19 protein-coding genes are annotated in these 20126 nt (G+C 63.6%); 18 read left to right on the forward strand and 1 reads right to left on the reverse strand.

Going from position 1 to position 20126, the window contains the following annotated elements; all coding sequences use genetic code 11:
* Window positions 1-56: 56 nt before the first annotated feature.
* The 18 genes from U741_RS0110245 to U741_RS0110330 all read left to right on the forward strand — a co-directional run bounded on the left by U741_RS0110245 (window position 57) and on the right by U741_RS0110330 (window position 18083).
* Entirely contained in the window at window positions 57-758 is a 702-nt protein-coding gene (locus tag U741_RS0110245; protein ID WP_084154795.1) for a DUF502 domain-containing protein, read from the forward strand.
* A 60-nt stretch (window positions 759-818) separates the two neighbouring features.
* Window positions 819-2621 (forward strand): aspartate--tRNA ligase, encoded by a 1803-nt coding sequence (gene aspS, locus U741_RS0110250; protein ID WP_029890379.1) that lies wholly within the window; start codon window positions 819-821, stop codon window positions 2619-2621.
* Window positions 2621-4078, forward strand: coding sequence for a hypothetical protein (locus U741_RS0110255; RefSeq protein ID WP_152551566.1), 1458 nt, complete (start codon window positions 2621-2623; stop codon window positions 4076-4078). Before aspS ends, U741_RS0110255 begins: the two co-directional genes overlap by 1 nt.
* Before the next feature lie 28 nt (window positions 4079-4106).
* Complete coding sequence (nadA, locus tag U741_RS0110260; protein WP_029890381.1) at window positions 4107-5204, forward strand: quinolinate synthase NadA; 1098 nt, start codon at window positions 4107-4109, stop codon at window positions 5202-5204.
* A gap of 98 nt (window positions 5205-5302) precedes the next feature.
* Window positions 5303-6586, forward strand: a complete 1284-nt coding sequence (gene glyA, locus U741_RS0110265) for a serine hydroxymethyltransferase (RefSeq protein WP_029890382.1) — start codon at window positions 5303-5305, stop codon at window positions 6584-6586.
* Window positions 6587-6702: 116 nt separating this feature from the next.
* Window positions 6703-7269 (forward strand): transcriptional regulator NrdR, encoded by a 567-nt coding sequence (gene nrdR, locus U741_RS0110270; RefSeq protein ID WP_052378693.1) that lies wholly within the window; start codon window positions 6703-6705, stop codon window positions 7267-7269.
* A gap of 20 nt (window positions 7270-7289) precedes the next feature.
* Window positions 7290-8342 (forward strand): bifunctional diaminohydroxyphosphoribosylaminopyrimidine deaminase/5-amino-6-(5-phosphoribosylamino)uracil reductase RibD, encoded by a 1053-nt coding sequence (gene ribD / locus U741_RS0110275; RefSeq protein WP_029890384.1) that lies wholly within the window; start codon window positions 7290-7292, stop codon window positions 8340-8342.
* A 13-nt stretch (window positions 8343-8355) separates the two neighbouring features.
* The gene (locus U741_RS0110280) at window positions 8356-8955 is read left to right on the forward strand and encodes a riboflavin synthase (protein WP_029890385.1); all 600 of its coding nucleotides are present in this window, start codon (window positions 8356-8358) and stop codon (window positions 8953-8955) included.
* On the forward strand, window positions 8952-10088 hold the full coding sequence (gene ribBA, locus U741_RS0110285; RefSeq protein ID WP_029890386.1) for a bifunctional 3,4-dihydroxy-2-butanone-4-phosphate synthase/GTP cyclohydrolase II: 1137 nt from the start codon (window positions 8952-8954) through the stop codon (window positions 10086-10088). The genes U741_RS0110280 and ribBA overlap by 4 nt, the downstream gene beginning before the upstream one ends.
* A gap of 95 nt (window positions 10089-10183) precedes the next feature.
* Window positions 10184-10669 (forward strand): 6,7-dimethyl-8-ribityllumazine synthase, encoded by a 486-nt coding sequence (gene ribH, locus U741_RS0110290; RefSeq protein ID WP_029890387.1) that lies wholly within the window; start codon window positions 10184-10186, stop codon window positions 10667-10669.
* Complete coding sequence (gene nusB, locus U741_RS0110295; RefSeq protein ID WP_029890388.1) at window positions 10666-11118, forward strand: transcription antitermination factor NusB; 453 nt, start codon at window positions 10666-10668, stop codon at window positions 11116-11118. The genes ribH and nusB overlap by 4 nt, the downstream gene beginning before the upstream one ends.
* Window positions 11118-12062 (forward strand): thiamine-phosphate kinase, encoded by a 945-nt coding sequence (gene thiL / locus U741_RS0110300; protein ID WP_029890389.1) that lies wholly within the window; start codon window positions 11118-11120, stop codon window positions 12060-12062. Before nusB ends, thiL begins: the two co-directional genes overlap by 1 nt.
* Window positions 12063-12077: 15 nt before the next feature.
* Window positions 12078-12611, forward strand: coding sequence for a phosphatidylglycerophosphatase A family protein (locus U741_RS0110305; protein WP_052378694.1), 534 nt, complete (start codon window positions 12078-12080; stop codon window positions 12609-12611).
* A 33-nt stretch (window positions 12612-12644) separates the two neighbouring features.
* Window positions 12645-13322: a carbonic anhydrase gene (locus tag U741_RS0110310; protein ID WP_029890391.1), complete on the forward strand. Its 678-nt coding sequence runs from the start codon at window positions 12645-12647 to the stop codon at window positions 13320-13322.
* Between the two features lie 94 nt (window positions 13323-13416).
* Window positions 13417-15066, forward strand: a complete 1650-nt coding sequence (locus U741_RS0110315) for an electron transfer flavoprotein-ubiquinone oxidoreductase (RefSeq protein ID WP_029890392.1) — start codon at window positions 13417-13419, stop codon at window positions 15064-15066.
* A gap of 54 nt (window positions 15067-15120) precedes the next feature.
* Entirely contained in the window at window positions 15121-15867 is a 747-nt protein-coding gene (locus tag U741_RS0110320; RefSeq protein ID WP_029890393.1) for an electron transfer flavoprotein subunit beta/FixA family protein, read from the forward strand.
* 61 nt (window positions 15868-15928) lie between these two features.
* Window positions 15929-16864, forward strand: a complete 936-nt coding sequence (locus U741_RS0110325) for an electron transfer flavoprotein subunit alpha/FixB family protein (RefSeq protein ID WP_029890394.1) — start codon at window positions 15929-15931, stop codon at window positions 16862-16864.
* Between the two features lie 193 nt (window positions 16865-17057).
* Entirely contained in the window at window positions 17058-18083 is a 1026-nt protein-coding gene (locus U741_RS0110330) for a hypothetical protein (protein WP_029890395.1), read from the forward strand.
* A gap of 54 nt (window positions 18084-18137) precedes the next feature.
* On the opposite strand, the gene U741_RS19860 is transcribed toward U741_RS0110330, so the two are convergent.
* Window positions 18138-19901 (reverse strand): sigma-54-dependent Fis family transcriptional regulator, encoded by a 1764-nt coding sequence (locus tag U741_RS19860; RefSeq protein ID WP_029890396.1) that lies wholly within the window; start codon window positions 19899-19901, stop codon window positions 18138-18140.
* Window positions 19902-20126: the final 225 nt, after the last annotated feature.

Below are 20126 nucleotides of genomic sequence, written 5' to 3' on the forward strand. Positions count from 1 at the left end.
CGTTCAGTTTTGGTGCGAGACACTGCGCGACCGTCAACCCGTTTATCGTGAGGCCCATGTTTAGAACCCGACTGCAGTCGCTGCTCAGACGTTGGTTCGTCGCCGGTCTGCTCGTGTGGCTGCCGTTGGGCGCAACCTTTCTGGTCGTGCGGGTGCTGGCAGGCGTGCTCGACACCAGCCTGATTCTGGTGCCCACCGACTGGCGGCCCGCGATTCCCGGCATCGGCATCGCGCTGTCGCTGTTGGTGATTTTGCTGACCGGTGCGCTGGCGGCCAATTTCATCGGCCGTCGTGCACTGGGATGGGGCGAGTCGCTGCTCAACCGCATCCCTTTGGTGCGTTCGGTCTACGGCGGCATCAAAAAGCTCACCGAGACGGTGTTCTCGGAAAACTCGACCGCTTTCCGCCAGCCGATTCTCATCCAGTACCCGCGCAAGGGCATTTGGTCGATCGCCTTCGTGACCAGTGAACCCACGGGCGAGATCCAGGACAAAACCGAGCACACGGTGCTGACCTGTTTTGTGCCGACCACCCCCAACCCCACGTCCGGCTTCATCGTCATGGTGCCGAGGGCCGAAGTCACCTGGCTCGACATGACGGTTGAAGAGGCCATGCGCCTGATCATTTCGCTCGGTGTGGTCGCCCCGGACGTGATCGCCAAAAAGGACCCTCTGGCGGCCATTGACCCTGTGTCAACCGCGGAAGCGGCGCACACCGATGCCGACCGTGGCGGCACTGAAAGCGAGCGGCCGCGTTAAACTAGCGGGCTCACTGCGCCCATGCGCCCGTTTCTTCGTTTTCCGGTCCACCAGAACACCATGCGCACTCATTACTGCGGCCACGTGACGGCCGCGCTCGTCGATCAATCCGTGACCGTTTGCGGCTGGGTTCACCGTCGGCGGGACCATGGCGGCGTGATTTTTATCGACCTGCGTGACCGCGAGGGCCTGTTGCAGTGTGTGTTCGATCCCGACCGCGCCGACGTTTTTGCGCTCGCCGAGCGGCTGCGTTCCGAGTACGTCGTGAAAATCACGGGCCGCGTTCGGCGTCGTCCCGAGGGCACCAGCAACGCACTGCTCAGCAGTGGCGAGATCGAAATTCTCGGCACCGATCTGGTCGTTCTCAACAAGGCTGAGACCCCACCGTTTCATCCCGACGACGAGACCGTGGGAGAAGACACGCGACTCAAGTACCGCTACATCGACCTGCGTCGCCCGCAGATGCAGCGCAACCTCAAGTTGCGGCACTCGGTGGTGCAGAAAATTCGCAGCTTCATGGACGAACAAGGCTTTCTCGATGTCGAGACGCCGATCCTGACGCGCGCCACGCCGGAAGGCGCCCGCGACTATCTGGTGCCGTCGCGCACCCATCCCGGACAGTTCTTCGCCCTGCCGCAGAGCCCGCAGTTGTTCAAGCAATTGCTGATGATGTCGGGCATCGACCGCTACTACCAGATCGCCCGCTGCTTCCGCGACGAAGATCTGCGCGCCGACCGACAGCCCGAGTTCACCCAGCTCGACGTCGAGACCTCGTTCATGGACATGAACGCGATCATGGCGCTGATCGAGCGGCTGGTTGTCGAGCTTTGGCAGGACGTACTGAATGTCGACCTTGGCAAGTTGCCATTGATGTCGTACGGCGAAGCGATGGCGCGCTTTGGCTCGGACAAGCCCGATCTGCGCAACCCGCTGGAGCTGGTCGACATCAAGGATCTGGTCGCCGACGCCGAGTTCAAGGTGTTTGCCAACCCCGCCAACGACCCCAAGTGCCGGGTCACCGTGCTGCGGGTGCCCGGCGGTGGCGAGAAGTTGTCACGCGGCGAGATCGACAAGTACACGGCCTTCGTCGGCCTGTATGGCGCGCGTGGCCTGGCGTGGATCAAGGTCAACGACAAGGCCGCCGGCCGCGATGGCCTGCAGTCCCCCATCGTCAAGAATCTGTCCGACGCCGCGCTGGCCAGTATTCTTAGACGTAGCGGTGCGCAGAACGGCGACATTCTGTTCTTTGGGGCCGACAAGGCGCAGGTGGTCAGCGATGCGCTAGGCGCGCTGCGACTCAAGGTCGGCAACGACCTGAAAATCACCGAAAGCGGCTGGAAGGCGCTGTGGGTCGTCGACTGGCCGATGTTTGAATGGGACGACCGCGACGGTGGGCGCTGGATCAGCCCCCACCATCCGTTCACCGCGCCCAAGGTGGACTCGGCTGACGATCTGCGGAACGCCCCCGGCGACGCGGTGTCGCAGGGCTACGACATCGTGGTCAACGGGGTGGAGCTGGGCGGCGGATCGGTGCGTATTCATCGTCCCGAGATTCAACAGGCGGTCTTCGAATTGCTGGGCATCAGCGCCGACGAACAGCGCGAAAAGTTTGGCTTTTTGCTGGAGGCGCTGTCTTACGGCGCGCCGCCGCACGGCGGATTGGCCATCGGCATCGACCGGATGGTGATGCTAATGGCAGGCGGGCAGTCGATTCGGGACGTGATCGCCTTCCCCAAAACCCAGACCGCTCACTGTCCACTGACCCGCGCGCCCGGTGCCGTGGAATTTCAACAGTTGAGAGAATTGCAGATTCGCTCAACCGTCAAACGTGAAGGGGAGCATTCCCCCGGAGAAGCAAGCTGATGAAGGTTCAAGCTCGGCAGTACTTCAATACCTCAGCACTGCGGTTGATGGGCGCCGCCCTGGCCGCACTGGCGCTGGCCGCCTGCGATGTCGGCGAGGGCACACGGCCCATTTCGATGACCTTGCTCGACGGTAATACCGGCCAGGACGAGATCATGCTCAATCAGTGTTTCGAGGGCTCGGTTGCCGCGGTGGTTGAATTTTCCAACGGGCAGGCTGCCAATTTTCTGCAGCAGGGCGGCTTTCCGCGGCCGGTGGAGCTGACCTCCAGTGACGAGTCCGTCGTTCGGGTCAGTGATGGCACATTGGAGGTGCCGCTGCTTGAAAATCAGGCCTATTTCCGCGGCGCGCTGATTCCCGTCGCGCCCGGTACCGCCACCATCACGGCGCGCTACTCCACGTTCGAAGAGCAGATCGAAGTCACCGTGCAGGTGCCCGAGAGCATCGAAATTCGTCCTGGCACGCAGACCGTGGCGCGCGGCGGATTTCAGGGTTTTGACGCGTTTGCCGTGTTGGACGGGGTCGAGCGGGGGGTGACGTCGCTGGTGGTCTGGTCGTTGGAAGATGCCAACGGCAATGAAGTGGACACCGAGCAGGCCGAAATTTCTGCCGACGGTCTGTTTGCTGGTCGCGAGGTGAGCGGCCCCTTCACCGTTAACGGGCGTTTGACGGCCTGCGCGACGCCTGATCTGCTGCCCCCCACGTTCGAGCCGGAGGATCTGCAGGCGCAGGTCAGCGTCAAGGAGCCCGAGTCACTCATCATCGAACGCCTCGGCGCGGAAGTTGACGACGAGGGCATGCCGCCGCCGCCGGTCGTTGCCGGGACTTTTCAATTATTCCGCGCGTTTGCAACCTTCGCCGATCCGGCCGATGGGCGTCACGATGTGTCACAGCAGGCGACCTTTGACGTCATCGAGCCCGGGTTGGGCGAAGATGAAGTTTCGACCAAGGCAGTCTTTCTGGCGTCTCTGGGAACCGGGTCATTGCAGGCCTTGTCACCAACCGACCCCGACAATCCCTTGCAGGTGCGGGCGCGCTTCGGCGACGAAGAGGCCGATGAAGAGCTGACCAGTAACTCGCTGCCGGTCGAAATTGTCGAGGCGACGCTCGAAGCCATTCGCATCAGCCCTGACGATGCAACGGTGGGGGGTGGGTTTGCCGAGAATTTCGTCGATTACCGCGTCGACGGCGACTACCGACTCGAGGATGAGTCAGTGTTGACGCTCGACATCACCCGCCAGGTGACGCTCAGCAGCTCCGACACGGCCGTGGCGCAGGTGACGACCGGCGTCGACAGCCCCGGTCGTGTGATCGGAGTGGCCCTCGAGCCTGCCTGCGCGCGCATCACCGCCGAGATCTTGGCGGTGCCGGGGGTTGCCAGCAGCTTGCTGACGGACCAGACCCGGCTGTTCGTGATCGACGACACCGTCGATTGCGAGCCGGAAGCAGCGCCCTGACGTCACTGTTGTTACCGGAGGTCCTCTGATGGCCGCACAACTGAAACTCGACGCCTTCAACTTGATGGAGGACGGTGTCTGTGACGCGCGGATTCGCGCCGCCAAGGCCATCCTCGGGGATCGGCTGTGCATCCTCGGCCACCACTATCAGCGCGACGAGGTGTTTCAGCACGCCGATTTCACCGGCGATTCCTTGAAACTGTCACGGCTGGCCGCCGAAACCACCGCCGAGTACATCGTTTTCTGCGGCGTGCATTTCATGGCCGAGGTCGCCGACATCGTCACCGGCGGCACGCGCAACGTGATCCTTCCCGATCTCGCGGCAGGCTGTTCGATGGCTGACATGGCCAACCTGATCAAGGTGCGCCGCTGCTGGAAAGAGTTGTCTGAGGTGTTTGACCCGGACACCACCGTGACCCCGGTGACCTACATCAATTCGGCCGCCGACCTCAAAGGCTTTTGCGGCGAGCACGGCGGCATTGTCTGCACCAGCTCCAACGCCCGTGCGGTGCTGGAGTGGAGCTTTGCGCGCCGCGAAAAGGTGCTGTTCTTCCCCGACCAGCATCTGGGCCGCAACACGGCGGTGACCATGGGGATCGGTCTGGATGAAATGGTGGTCTGGGATTTCACCAAGCCCATGGGCGGCGCCACGGTCGAGCAACTGAAGCGCGCCAAGCTGATTCTGTGGAAGGGGTTCTGTTCGGTGCACCAGATGTTCAAGCCCGAGCACATCGACGCGTTTCGCGCCCGTGTGCCCGGCGGTAAGGTCATTAGCCACCCCGAAAATTCCTATGAGGTGTGCCAACAGTCGGACGAGATTGGCAGCACCGAAGCCATCTTGCGAACGGTTCGCGCCTCGGCGCCGGGGACGCATTGGCTGGTGGGGACCGAGCTGAATCTGGTGAACCGCCTTGCCGACGAGATGCGCCCCAAGGGTGTGACCGTCGAGTTCATGAGCTCGACCATCTGCATGTGCTCGACCATGTTTCGCACCGACCCGCAGCACCTGGCCTGGGTGCTCGACAACCTTGTCAGCGACCAGGTCGTCAACCGCATCCGCGTACCCGGGGTGGTGGCCCAGCCCGCCCGCCTCGCGCTGGACCTGATGCTTGAAGTGGTTGACTGAATCAACGGCGTGGCTGGTGACCGGCGACGCATCCCCTGCGTCCGGCGCGGCACGATACGAGTCACGAATCACTCATCACAAATCACGGTAAAAACGACATGTTCATCAACGCTCCCTCTATCACTCAAGCCGATCCCGAACTCGCCGCTGCACTGTCGGCCGAGGCTGCACGGCAGGAAATTCACATCGAGCTGATCGCCTCCGAGAACTACGCCAGCCCGGCGGTCATGGAAGCCCAGGGCGGCGTGCTGACCAACAAGTACGCCGAGGGTTACCCCGGGAAGCGCTACTACGGCGGCTGCGAACATGTTGACGTTGCCGAACTGCTGGCCATTGATCGCCTCAAGCAGCTGTTTGATTGCGACTACGCCAACGTGCAGCCGCACTCGGGCGCGCAGGCCAACGCGGCGGTGTTTCTCAGTCTGGTCAAACCCGGCGATGTGGTCATGGGCATGAACCTCGCCCAGGGCGGTCACCTGACGCACGGTCACCCGGCCAATTTTTCGGGTAAGCAGTACCAGATCGTGCCCTACGGCATCGACACCGAGACCGGCCTGATCAATTACGACGAGATGGAGCGGCTCGCCCTCGAGCACAAACCCAAGCTGTTGATTGGCGGGTTCTCGGCCTATTCGCGTGTCAAGGACTGGGCACGGATGCGGCAGATCGCCGACAAGGTGGGCGCCTGGTTCTGGGTCGACATGGCGCACATCGCCGGGTTGGTTGCGGCGGGTGAATATCCCAGCCCGTTGCCGCACGCCCATGTGGTTACCTCGACCACGCACAAGACGCTACGCGGTCCACGCGGCGGCATCATTCTCAGCAAGGGCCAGAGTGACGACTTCAACAAGAAGCTCAACTCTGCCGTGTTTCCCGGCATTCAGGGCGGCCCGTTGATGCACGTCATTGCGGCCAAGGCGGTGGCCTTCCGTGAAGCGCTGGCACCGGAGTTCAAGACCTACCAGAAGCAGGTTGTCGCCAACGCCCGCGCCATGGCGCAGGTCTTCCTCGACCGACACTACAAGGTCGTGTCGGGCGGCACCGACAACCATTTGTTCCTGCTTGATCTGGTCGCCAAGGACGTCACCGGCAAAGATGCCGAGGCCGCGCTCGGCCAGGCGCACATCACCGTCAACAAGAATTCGGTGCCCAACGACCCGCGCTCGGCATTCGTGACCTCGGGTCTTCGTATCGGCTCGCCAGCGTCGACGACGCGCGGCTTCAAGGAAGCCGAAATGGCCCAGGTTGCGACCTGGATAGCCGACATTGTCGACGCGCTCGCGGCAGGCAACGCCGATGCCGTGACGGCGCGCGTGCGCGGCGAGGTCGAAGGACTGTGTGGCCGCTTCCCGGTTTATCGGGCGCTGGCAAAAGCGGCCTGACCGGGTTCAGGACGCGAGTGTCGGGCATGGCGCATGACCCATCACCCTGGTCGCCGGACGGGGCAGTCATCGACGCCGACGCCCGATGCTGTCGCGCCGGTTCCGGCACTTAAGTCATGCAATGTCCGTTCTGCAAAGCGGCCGACACCCGGGTCGTCGACTCGCGTCTGGCCGAAGATGGCACGCAGGTGCGTCGCCGTCGTGGCTGTGAGGCCTGCGACGCGCGCTTCACCACCTTCGAGCGCGCCGAATTGCCGGTCCCGTTGATCAAGAAACGCAGCGGTCGTGCCGAAGCGTTTGACGAGGCCAAGTTGCGGCGCGGTATTGGCAGTGCGGTCTACAAGCGCCCGGTGCGTACCGAAGATGTCGAGCACGCCATCGACCGACTGCTCAACCGGCTGCGCACCTCCAAGGACCGCGAAGTGGAGTCCGGGCATTTGGGCGAATGGGTGATGTCCGAACTGCGCGACCTAGACCATGTCGCCTACGTTCGCTTTGCGTCGATCTACCGCCGCTTCGAAGACGTCAACGCCTTCCGCGACGAGATCGAGCGGCTGCAACGCCTGCCGACACCCGAGCAGCGACGCCAGCAACTGCCGTTGATTGTCGCGGAGCCCTCCGGTCGCGCTGACCGGCCGATCAAGGCCGATGACGTCACCGGCACGGTGGACCCGAAGGCGTGACCGACGTTGACCTTGGTTGGATGCAGCGTGCGCTGACCCTGGCGCGGCAAGGCTTGTGCAGCACCCAGCCCAATCCGCGGGTCGGTTGTGTGGTGGTGCGCGATGGTCACCTGGTCGGCGAGGGCGCGCACCTGAAGGCCGGCGAGCCGCATGCCGAAATCCACGCCCTGCGCGCCGCTGGCGACACGGCGCGAGGCGCCACCGCCTACGTCACGTTGGAACCCTGCAACCACACCGGCAAGACGCCGCCTTGTGTCGAAGCGCTGATTGCGGCCGGCGTCAGCCGGGTCGTGTTTGCGGTCGAAGACCCCAACCCCCAGGTCGCAGGGCAGGGCGCCGCCCGCCTGCGCGCGGCGGGTATCGAGGCGCAAGGCGGGGTATTGGCGGCCGAGGCCGAGGCCTTGAATCGGGGTTTTTTCAAGCGCATGCGCCAGGGTGTGCCGTGGCTGACCGTCAAGCTTGCCGCCAGCGTTGATGGCCGCACTGCGATGGCCAACGGCCAATCGCAGTGGATCACTGGCGAGGCAGCCCGTGTGGATGTGCATCGTCTTCGCGCTGAGGCCGGCGCGGTCATGGTTGGCGCCGGCACGGTGCTGGCGGACGACCCGGCGCTGACAGTGCGACATCTGAGCGCGCCACGCGTGCCCGACCGTATCGTCTGGGACGGTCGGGCGCGTTGCCCCGCCACCGCCAAGGTCTGGGCCGAGGACGGTGCGCGCCGCGTCTGGCTGACTGCCGCGGCGGTGTCGACGCCGCCCGGCGTGCGCAACCTCGTCATCGCAAAAGGCGCCGGCGGCGCGCTGGACCCGCAGGCGGTGATGGCGCAGTTGGGCGCTTTAGCGATCAACGAGGTGCTGGTCGAGGCCGGTGCCTCGCTCGCCGGGGCGCTGATTCAGTCCGGCGTGGTCGACGAGCTGATCATTTATCTGGCGCCGCGCCTGCTGGGCGACGAGGCCCGGCCGCTGGCGCACCTGCCGGGCTTGCAATCATTGGCCGGCTGTCCGCAGTTCCGCTTTGTCGAAGTCAGCCCGGTGGGTGACGACCTGCGCCTGCACCTTCAATCCAAACACTGACCGAGTCGATCTTATGTTTACCGGCATCATCGAAGCCCTGGGCACCATCGCCGCCATCGAAACCGAGAGCGGTGACAAGCGCATGACCTTTGCCGCGCCCGGGTATCTGCACGGCGTGGCGCTGGGGGACAGCATCGCGGTTAACGGTGTGTGCCTCACCGCCACGTCGATGACTGACGACAGCTTCAGTGCCGATCTGTCGGTGGAAACCCTCACCGCCACCAGCGCCGCCGGGTGGCAGGTGGGTGACCGGGTCAATCTCGAAAAGGCCTTGACCATGGGCAAGCCGCTGGGCGGGCACTGGGTGTCGGGTCATGTCGATGGCCTCGCCATCTTGGTGAGTTGCCTCGAAGAGGCGCGCTCCTGGCGGCTGCAATTTGAGGTCCCCGAGGCGCTGGCCCCCTACATTGCCCGCAAGGGTTCGGTGACGCTTGATGGCATCAGTCTCACCGTCAATGAAGTGGAAGGCCGTCGTTTTGGCGTCAATATCATCCCGCAAACCTGGACTCACACCACCCTGGGGCAACGCGTCCCGGGCGACTCCGTTAACCTAGAAGTCGATCTGATGGCGCGCTATCTGGAGCGCCTGATGACCGCCCGGAACCCCGCATGAACACCGCTACCGCCCCTGCTACGCCGTTTAATACTCCCGCCGAGCTGATCGAAGCGCTCAAGGCCGGCCGCATGGTCATTCTCATGGATGACGAAGACCGCGAAAACGAAGGCGATCTGGTCATGGCCGCCGACGCGGTGCGCGCCGAAGACATCAACTTCATGGCGCGTTTCGGTCGCGGCCTGATTTGCCTCACGCTGACGCAGGAAAAATGCCGGTCGCTGCGCCTGCCGCTGATGGTCAACGACAACACCAGCCCGTTTTCGACCAATTTCACCGTGTCGATTGAAGCCGCCGAGGGCGTCACCACTGGTATTTCGGCGCACGACCGCGCCAAGACCGTGCAGGCCGCGGTAAAGCCCGACGCGCGCCCTGAAGACCTGATCCAGCCCGGACATATTTTTCCGCTGATGGCCCAGCCCGGCGGCGTGCTGACCCGCGCCGGCCACACCGAGGCGGGCTGCGACCTGGCGCGTCTTGCCGGGCGGACGCCGGCGGCGGTCATCGTCGAAATTCTCAACGAGGACGGCACCATGGCGCGCCGGCCCGACCTTGAGCGATTCGCCAAGACCCATGACCTGAAGATCGGCACCATCGCCGATCTGATTCGCTACCGGCTGGACAACGAACACAGTGTCGAGCGGGTTGCCGAGACCCAGGTCGACACCGAGTTCGGATCATTTCATCTGGTCACTTATCAGGACACCGTCGACAACACCATTCACCTGGCGCTGGTAAAAGGCGCGCCCAGCGGCGACAAGCCGACCCTGGTTCGCGTGCACTTGCGCAACACGCTGTCGGACATGATCAACGTGCGCAGCGAGCATTTTGGTTGGCCCCTGCGCTCGGCGATGCGACGCGTGGCCGAGGAGGGCGAGGGCATTATCGTGGTGTTGCGCAAGCCGGTCAGCGCGCGCGAACTCGTCGGGCAAATCGTCGCCCTGAACAAGGCGCAGGTCGACGAGCATCACTCGGTCGCTGACCAGACGCAGGTGCTGCGCACTTACGGTATCGGTGCGCAGATTCTGTCTGATCTCGGGGTGCGGCAAATGCGCGTACTCTCTGCGCCAAAGCGACTCCAGGGGCTCTCAGGCTTCAACCTTGAAGTCGTCGAATACGTCACCTGCGACTGAGGAAGTGCTGAGTCGATCGTCGCGAGCGCAGCCGATTGATCAGTAGTTCCCCAAAGAATTTTTCGGCCGCTCACCCGCGCCATTGGAGCCTCACCATGTTGAAATCCGGATACGACGCACCCGCAAGCCCCAAAGAAGGCGAATTTGATGACGTGCAGATCGCGTTGGTGGCGACGCGCTGGAATGTCGAAATTGTCGATGCCCTGGTCGAAGGCGCCCGCGAATGCCTGCTGGAGTGGGGTGTGGCCCCCGAGAGCATCGTCGAACATCGCGTGCCGGGGGCCTTTGAGCTGCCGCTGGCGGCGTCCCTGATTGCTGAATCGGACGACTTCGATGGCATTGTGGTGCTGGGCGCGGTGATTCGCGGCGACACGCCGCATTTCGAGTTTGTTGCAGGCGAATGCGCGCGCGGTCTGATGAGCGTGCAGATCGAAGAACAATTGCCGATTGGCTTTGGCGTGCTCACGGTCAACTCAGCCGAGCAGGCGCTGGAGCGCAGCCAGCCCGGCCCTGACAACAAGGGCTATGAAGCGGCCGCGGCAGTGCTGGAGATGGTGCGACTGGCGCGGGACGTGCTGTGAGCGCAGGCCAGCCGCCACCCAACCGGCGCAGCCTTGCGCGGCGCCTCGCCATGCAGGGGCTCTACCAGTGGCTCCTCAACGGCACCTCGCCGCTCGAACTGGTCAAGCAGTTTCGCGGGCAGGAAGAAGGGCTGGGGCGTGCCGACCCGGCCCTGTTCGAGCAACTGCTCAACGGCACCGTCGAGGCGGCACCGGCGTTGACCCTGCAGCTGGCGCCGCATCTGGAACGCCCGGTGCATCAGCTAGACCCGGTCGAGCACGCGGTGCTGCTGCTGGGAGCTTACGAGCTGGTCAACGCCCCTGACGTGCCGTGGAAAGTCTGTGTCAATGAGGCCGTCAATCTGGCCAAGCTGTTCGGCGCTGAAGACGGTTACAAATTCGTCAACGGGGTGCTGGATCGCCTCGCACGCGACGTGCGGCCTGCCGAGGCTGGGCGCCGCTCTGCCTGATGGCGCTGGACGAATTCGGCCTCATTCAGCGGTACTTCACCGGCCTGACAATGGGCACGCCTGATGTGGTGCTCGGAATCGGCGATGACGCGGCGGTGCTCGGCCTGCCCGCTGGCCACGAACTGGTCTGGAGCATCGACACCCTGGTCGAGGGCGTGCATTTCGCGCCAGGCGCCGATCCCGAGGCGCTGGGCCATAAGGCGCTTGCCGTGAATCTGAGTGACCTTGCGGCCATGGGCGCCGACCCGCACGGTGTCGTGTTGGCGCTGACCCTGCCGCAGCCTGATGAAGCCTGGTGTGAGGGCTTCGCCAAGGGCTTCGGCGCGCTGGCTGTCGCCTGTGGCATTCCCTTGGTGGGAGGCGACATGACCCGTGGGCCGCTGGCGGTCTGCGTCAGCGTGCTGGGCCGCGTGCCGACGGGCGGTGCCTTGCGCCGTGACGGTGCGCGTGTCGGTGATCGGGTGGCGGTGACCGGCCCGCTTGGCGATGCCGCGCTGGCCTTGCAGTTGGGCGATGCAGCACCGCTTGTCCTGCGCACAGCCCTGGACCGCCCGACGCCACACCTGGCCGCCGGCTGCGCCTTGCGCGAGATCGCCCATGCCGCCATCGATGTCTCTGACGGCCTGATGGCCGACCTGCAACATATCTGCACCGCCAGCGGGGTGGGTGCGACGATTCGGGTGGACTGCCTGCCGCAGTCCCCGGCGTTTGCGGCGCAGAAGATTGCCACCGCCGCCGCGCTGCAGGCGGCAGGCGGCGACGATTACGTGCTGTGCGTCAGCCTCGCCCCCGAACGGGTCGCCGACGCGCAAGCCGCGCTGCGGGCTGCCGGGCTGCCACCGCTGCAGGTCATCGGTCACATCATCAAGGGCGACACGGCGACTCTCGTCGATGCAGCCGGCACGCCGGTGGCACTGGCGTCGTCAGGCTATCGTCACTACTGAACGACCCCATATAACATGCAACCTTCCGACCCGCGTCCTCCCGCCCGAACAATTTTGACCTCGCCGGTACATTTGCTGGCGTTCGGCCTGGGCTCGGGCCTGTCGCCCAAGGCACCGGGCACGGTCGGCACGTTGGCGGCCGTGCCATTCGCCTGGGTGATGTTGCAGTGGCCGCTGGGCTGGGCACTGGGCGTGATCGTGATGGCCGCGCTGCTCGGAATTTATCTCTGCGGTGAAAGCGCGCGGCGGCTGGGCGTACACGATCACGGTGGCATCGTGTTTGACGAGTTTGTCGGCTACTGGATCAGTTGCCTGCCATTGATGCCTGCGGTGCTCGGGCTGAGCGGGTTTGCCGGCTCTGAAGCGCTTGGTCTGTTGCTGGCGTTCGCGCTGTTCCGCTTTTTTGACGTGCTCAAACCCTGGCCGATCAGTTGGTTGGACCGTCACGTTGATGGCGGGCTGGGCATCATGGTCGACGACCTGCTCGCCGGCCTGTTCGCGGCCGTCGCATTCATTGCCGGCAGCCGGGCCTGGCACGCTTTGCTCTGAATGCCGGGCGGTGTGACGGCATAATATCGGTCTATGGAAGACGCCCTCACATCACTGCTTGCCAACAACCAGCGCTGGGCGACTGAAGCCACGCAGCGCGACTCGGAATTTTTCAGCCGTCTGGTCCGGCAACAACGACCTGAATATCTGTGGATTGGGTGCTCTGACGCCCGCGTGCCCGCCAACGACATCGTCGGGCTGTTGCCCGGCGAGTTGTTCGTGCATCGCAATGTCGCCAACGTGGTGACGCACTCCGACGTCAACTGTCAGTCGGTGCTGCAGTACGCGGTGGACGTGCTCAAGGTCAAACACGTGATCGTCGTCGGCCACTACGGCTGCGGCGGTGTGCAACTGGCGCTCAACGGACCGCGCAGTGGCGGGGTGGCGGACTTCTGGTTGGGGCACGTGCGCGACGTGATCGGTCGCCATCGCGAACTGATTGCCCGAATCGAAGACCCGCGCGCCAAGCTCGATCTGGTGGTGGAGCTGAACTCTCTCGAGCAGGCCCTCAACGTCTGCCATTCGGCGACCTTGCAGGCGGCGTGGACACGTGGCCAGCAGGTCAGCGTGCATGCCTGGGCCTACGATTTGCACGATGGCCGCGTCAGAACGCTCGGGGTCTCAGTCAACCAACCGGACGATCTCAAGGATTTGCGCGATCGCGTCCTGGCAAGAGTGACCGGCGAGCACCCGTCAATCAGCGAATCTTGACGGCGTTGCAGTGCCATTCTTTGAGAAGAAGCCCCTGCTCGCCTTACAATAGGGGGCTAAGCCTTCCAAATAGAGAGATCTCCGGTCGATGAGTATTGAACGGGATGTGATGGAGTATGACGTGCTGGTCGTCGGTGCCGGGCCTGCGGGTCTGGGTGCGGCGATCCGCCTCAAGCAGATGGCCGCCGATGCCGGGCAGGAACTGAATGTTTGCCTGGTTGAGAAGGGCTCCGAGGTCGGTGCCCACATTCTTTCGGGGGCGGTCTTCGAGCCGCGTGCGCTCAACGAACTGTTCCCCGACTGGAAAGAAAAAGGCGCGCCGCTGCGCGCCGCCGTGACCGGCGACGAAATGCACATGCTGCGGTCGCCCGAATCGGGCTACAAGTTTCCCAACTGGATGGTCCCCAAGACCATGCACAACGAAGGGAACTACGTGATTTCGCTGGGTAATCTGTGCCGCTGGCTGGGCGAGCAGGCCGAGGCGCTGGGCGTTGAGGTGTATCCCGGTTTTGCTGCACAAGAAACCCTGTTTAACGACGCTGGCGCCGTGGTTGGCGTGCAGATCGGCGATCTCGGTATCGACGTCAAGGGCGAGCAGAAGGCCGACTTCGCCCCCGGCATGGAGCTGCGTGCCAAGTACACCCTGTTTGCCGAAGGCTGTCGCGGGCATCTGGGCAAGCGCCTGCTCAAGCAGTTCAAGCTCGACGAAGATGCCGATCCGCAGCACTACGGCATCGGCCTGAAAGAAGTCTGGGAAATCCCCGCCGAGAAGCACAAGCCGGGTCTGGTAGTGCATGGCGCCGGTTGGCCGTTGGACGACGCCAACCCCGGTGGCTGGTTCCTATATCACGCCGAAGACCAGAAGGTGTTCGTCGGTTTGATTGTCGATCTTTCCTACGAAAATCCCTGGTTGTCGCCGTTTGACGAATTTCAGCGGCTCAAGCATCACCCGGTGCTCAAGGGTCATCTCGAAGGGGGCAAGCGCATCAGTTATGGCGCGCGTGCGCTGGCCAAGGGCGGCTTCAACTCGCTGCCGCACATGGTGTTTCCGGGCGGCGCCCTGATCGGTTGCGATCTCGGCACCATGAACTTCTCGAAGATCAAGGGCAGTCACACCGCATTGAAGAGCGGCATGGTCGCAGGCGAAGCGTTTGCCAAGGCGCTGTTCAACGGTGCCGAGGGCGGCGACGCGCTGCAGGCCTTCCCCGAGGCGTTCAAGGCCAGTTGGCTGTGGGACGAGTTGTATCGCAGCCGCAACTGGGGCCCGGCGATGCACAAGTTCGGCACCTTGTTTGGCGGCGCCTTCAACTACATTGACCAGAACTTCTTTGGCGGCAAACTGCCGTTCACGCTGCACGACCGTACGCCGGACCACGCGACGCTGAAGACGGCGGCCGAGTCGAAGAAGATCGACTACCCGAAGCCGGACAACAAGCTCAGCTTCGACAAACTGTCATCAGTCTTCCTGTCTTCGACCAACCACGAAGAAGACCAGCCGGTGCACCTGAAACTCGCGGACCCGAGTATTCCCCTCTCGCAAAACCTGCCGAAGTACGCCGAGCCCGCGCAACGTTATTGCCCGGCAGGTGTTTACGAGGTGGTGGGCGAGGGCGACAGTCAACGCTTCCAGATCAATGCGCAAAACTGCGTGCATTGCAAGACCTGTGACATCAAGGACCCCGCGCAGAACATCACCTGGGTCGCACCCGAAGGTACGGGCGGTCCCAACTACGCCGGGATGTGAATCGTCGTCACATCGCCGTGTTCCCAATCACTGAATTTCAACCCAGAGAGCCCCATGAAAGCACTCGTTAGTGTCAAGCGTGCCGTCGATTACAACGTTCGTATCCAGGTCAAGCCGGATGGGTCAGGCGTGGTCACCGATGGCGTCAAGCATTCGATGAACCCGTTCGATGAAATCGCCATGGAAGAAGCGGTCCGCCTCAAGGAAAAAGGCGTGATCACTGAAATCATTGCCGTCACCATCGGTGGCCAGAAGAACGAAGAAACCCTGCGGACCGCGCTGGCCTTCGGTGCCACCCGCGCCATTCACGTCAAGGAAGACGGCGAAATCCAGCCGTTGACCGCCGCGCGTGCACTGGCGGCCGTCTTCAAGAAAGAAAGCGTCGATGTTCTGCTCTGCGGTAAACAGGCCATTGATGATGATGCCAACCAGACCGGCCAGATGACCGCCGCGTTGCTGGACGTGGCCCAGGCCACGTTTGCTTCCAAGATCGAGATTGCCGACGGCAAGGCCACGGTGACCCGTGAAGTCGACGCCGGCCTCGAAACGCTGGACATCGATCTGCCGGCGGTGGTGACCACCGACCTGCGCTTGAACGAGCCGCGCTACCTCAAGCTGCCCGACATCATGAAAGCCAAGCGCGTGCAGATTGAAGCCGTCACCTTTGCTGATCTGGGTGTCGAGGCCGCGCCGGCAATCAAGGTGACCAAAACCGCGCCGCCGCCCTCACGGTCCAAGGGTGTCATGGTCAAGACGGTGGACGAACTGGTCGCCATGCTCAAGCAGAAGGGCCTGGTCTAAACCGAACTATTGGCAGGGTCGCCGAGCACTGCTCGCCCCTGCATCACTGGAGTCACAAGTAATGAGCAAAATTCTGATCGTTGCCGACCACGCAGACGGCAAACTCAACGGCGGCGTGGCCAAGGTCATGTCGGCTGCCCAGGCCATCGGCGGCGACGTCGACATCGTGGTCTTTTCGGACAACGGCAAGGCCGTGGCCGAGCAGGCTGCCAAGATCAACGGCGTCGCCAAAGCGCTGACCGTCGACAATGCGGCCAACGCCAACCTGATGGGCGCCGTGCTGGCGCCGCAGGTTGTTGAACTGGTCAAGGGCGGTTACACCCACGTGCTGTTCTGCGGTAACGCACTCGGCAAAGACACCGCCCCGCGCGTCGCCGCCCTGCTGGGCGTGCCGCAGGTGTCCGACATCATGGCCGTGCACGGCGCCAACAGCTTTGACCGCCCCATCTACGCCGGCAACGCCATCACCACGGTTGAAGTCCCGGAAGGGACAGTGATCGCCACCGTTCGCCTGGCCTCGTTCGATGCCGTCGCCGAAGACGGCAGTGCGGCGATCGAAGCCGCCTCGGTGTCCGCCGCACTACCCAGCCACACCCGCTACAAGGGTCTGCAGGCGCAGAAGTCGGACCGTCCCGACCTGCAGGGCGCCAGCAAGGTGGTGTCCGGCGGTCGCGCACTTGGCTCGTCGGACAACTTCAAGGTCATTTTCGACTTTGCCGACAAGATTGGTGCAGGCGTCGGCGCTTCGCGGGCGGCGGTTGACTCCGGCTACGTGCCCAACGACATGCAGGTCGGCCAGACGGGCAAGATCATCGCGCCCGAACTGTATGTGGCCTGCGGTATTTCTGGCGCCATTCAGCACCTGGCCGGCATCAAGGACGCGAAGACCATCGTTGCCATCAACAAGGATGCAGACGCGCCGATCTTCGAAGTGGCCGACATTGGCCTGGTCGGCGATCTGTTCACCATCCTGCCCGAGCTGCAGTCCAAGGTTTAAGCGCTCGCAAGCAAGACCCCTTCCTCGCGTTGCGGGGGAGGGGTTTTTTTGTGGCGGCCGCTGGCTCGTCGCGGCTCCCGCGAGTGCTGACGCTGGCGGTCCGGTCAATGCCCAGTGTGCGGTCATCGCGCAAGCTCATGCGATAACCGAGTCGCTTGTCGTCCAAGCCTGAACATCCCCCAGGAGAAACCCCGTGAGCAAGCCGTCCCCGTTGGCCCGAAAGTTGTTGGACGCCCACGTCGCCTGGTGGGAAGACACGCTGGCCGATCCCGCCGTGCTTGAAGGCCGTATCCGTGCCCTGCTGGCTGCAGTCCTCGAAGACTTCACCCGCCTCAAGCTCAAAGACGTGGCAACGGCCGAGCAGGTGAAGAAAACCGCGCGCACCTACGCCATCGAGCTGGATCTGAAAGGCGGCCTGCCCGAACTGGTGCGCGGCGTCGCCAACGATCTGTACGACACACCGGCGCTGGACGACGCTCGTATTCAGGACGTGCTGCCAGAAGCGCATTTCATCGACATGCTCGACAAGGCGCTGGAGTTCGAATCGCTACGCGCCAAACTGGTCCACGCGATTCTCGCCAGCCCGTTCTACAAGACCTTTGCCTCAGACCTGCTGTATCGCGGCATTCGTGACTACGTCACCACACAGAGCGAAGTCGCCAACAAGATTCCCGGCGCTGGCTCGATGATGAAGCTGGGCAAGTCGGTGCTGTCACGCGCCAGGCCCGACCTGGAAAACTCCATGGAGCAGGGCCTGCGCAAGTACATCGCCCGAACTGTCGGCAGCACTTCGGAGCGCTCGGCCGACCTGCTGCTGGCCAAGCTCGACAGCGACACCCTGCGCGGCATGGGTATGGAGATCTGGCACGACATCAAGCGATTGCCGGTGCGCGCGCTGCGCGACGACATCACCAAGACTGACATCGAAGACCTGTTCGTGCTCGGCTATGCCTACTGGGGTGATCTGCGCACCACCGCCGTACTGGGCGGCCTGCTCGACACCGGGATCGACAGTTTTTTCGTGCAGTACAACGAGGCCACCCTGGCCGCCCTGCTCGACGATCTGGGCATCACCGAAGAGATGATGATCATCGAGGCCATGCGCTACGCGCCGCCGGTGATCAAGACGCTGAAGAAAAAGAAAATGCTCAAGCCGCTGATCGAACGTGAATTGGCTGATTTTTATGCCTCGCCCGAGGTGGCGAAGATTCTGGGTTGATCCGGGTTTGCCTGCCGTCTCCCGGCGCGCAATATCGAGGGGCGCCGCTGCTTGTCAGACCTGTGCGCGCTTGCGCGGCCCTCTGACTTTCTGCCGATACACCAGTTGCGCGCGGGTCAGGCCCAGTCGCCTCGCGGCGGCGGCAAGGTTGCCTTTGCAGGCGGCAACGGTGCGGTCGATCAGCACGTCTTCGATCTCGTTGAGTGACGCGACGTGATCACCGCTTTGCGGCGCCTCGAGTCCACCCAGCAGTTGATCGACGCGGGTGCGAATGCGCTGCGCCGATTCGGGCGGCGTGCCTGACAACGGCGGGTCACGGTGCTGGCGCCCGAGTTTGCCGCCCGCGTCTAGCGTGAGGTCATCCAGTTCCAGCCGCTCGCCACCGGAAAACAGGTGCAGGGTGTCGATGGCGCCGCCGTCAGGGGCGAGGATCACGCCGCGCTCGATCACGTTTTCAAGTTCGCGGATGTTGCCCGGCCATGCGTAGCCCAGCAGCGCATCGACCGCGCGGCTGGTGAAGCCGGCGGCAGTGCGACCATGCAGGTCGCAATACTTGCGCATGAAATGGTTCATGAACACCGGGATGTCCTCGACGCGGTCGCGCAGCGCCGGCACATGCACCGGGAAGACGTTGAGACGGTAATACAGATCTTCGCGGAATCCGCCGTCCTTCACCGCCTTTTGCAGGTCCAGATTGGTGGCGGCGATCACCCGTACGTCGACCTTGAGCGTGCGGGTGCCGCCGACGCGCTCGATTTCGCGCTCTTGAAGCGCCCGCAGCAGCTTGCCCTGGGCAGTGTTCGACAGCGCGCCGATCTCATCGAGAAACAGGGTGCCGCCGTTGGCACGCTCGAAGCGGCCCTCACGGCTGTGGGTGGCGCCGGTGAAGGCGCCTTTTTCAACCCCGAACAGCTCCGACTCGATCAGGTCCTCGGGAATCGCCGCGCAGTTGATGGCCACGAACGGCTGGCCGGCTCGGGGACTGATGCGGTGCAGGCTTTTGGCCAGCACCTCCTTGCCGACGCCGCTCTCGCCAAGGAACAACACGGTGGCGCGGGTATCGGCCACACGGCGAATCTTGTGGCAGGCGGCGTTGAAGCCGGCGGACACGCCCACCACATCGGCGCTGCCCAGCGGCGAGGGTGGGGCGGGCCACTCGGCTGAACCGACCGCGACCCCCGCCTTGGCCGACAGGCCGCCGGTGAGCTGGTCCGCGCGCAGATAGCCCAGTTCGGCCTCGGCATCATCCCACTGGTCTACCGGCTTGCCGACGATGCGACACCGCTCGGCGCCTTGGCCGCGGCATTCCACTTCGCGAAACAGGATCGGCTGGCCCATGAAGCGGCTGATGAAGCCAGCGGCGTAGCCGACCTGCATCCAGCACACCGGCTCGGTGCCGATGCCGTAGATGCGGATGTGCTCTTCGGCTTCGGAGGAGCTCTCCCAGATGTATTCGCCATGGAAATGTCCGGTTTCGACATCGGCTTCGGTGCGCACCGGGATGACCTTGCCGATGCCCTCAAGCATGTGCAGCTGCGGCCCGACGTGAATGGCATCGACGGTGTCGTCGCGACCGCGCAGACGCTGCGCCAGTTGGGCGTCGTGGGCGCCCGAGTTGTGGCCCATGCGCGTCAGCAGCCCGCGTGCGCGCTCGGCGCCAAGGCTTTCAATCAGCTCCCGCCGCAACACCCCGAAGCCCGAGGCGTGCAGCAACAGCATGCGCTGGTCGTCAAGCCGAATGCGGCCGTCGCTGGGCGAAAAGTGAATGCGCGACACCAGGTCGGTGTTGTCGGGGAGTTGCGGGATCGGGGTCGGCATGGCGTGGTTCAACGGCTCGAATAGGAATGAAGCATTTCATCTAGTTCTGGCTGGTGTCCACAAAAAATGAAGAAAATGATTTATTAATACCTTTCAAAACCCGACGGCCAGGTGGGCTTGATCATGCTGTTGCGTTGATAAAGTGCTGTTCCATCAATGGGTTAAGTGAAAGCATTGGGCGGTGTGAGCGAGCTGGCACGTCTGATGCAATGTGGTTGGCACAAG

The organism is Polycyclovorans algicola TG408 (assembly GCF_000711245.1).
In the GTDB taxonomy this organism is placed as follows: Bacteria; Pseudomonadota; Gammaproteobacteria; order Nevskiales; family Nevskiaceae; genus Polycyclovorans; species Polycyclovorans algicola.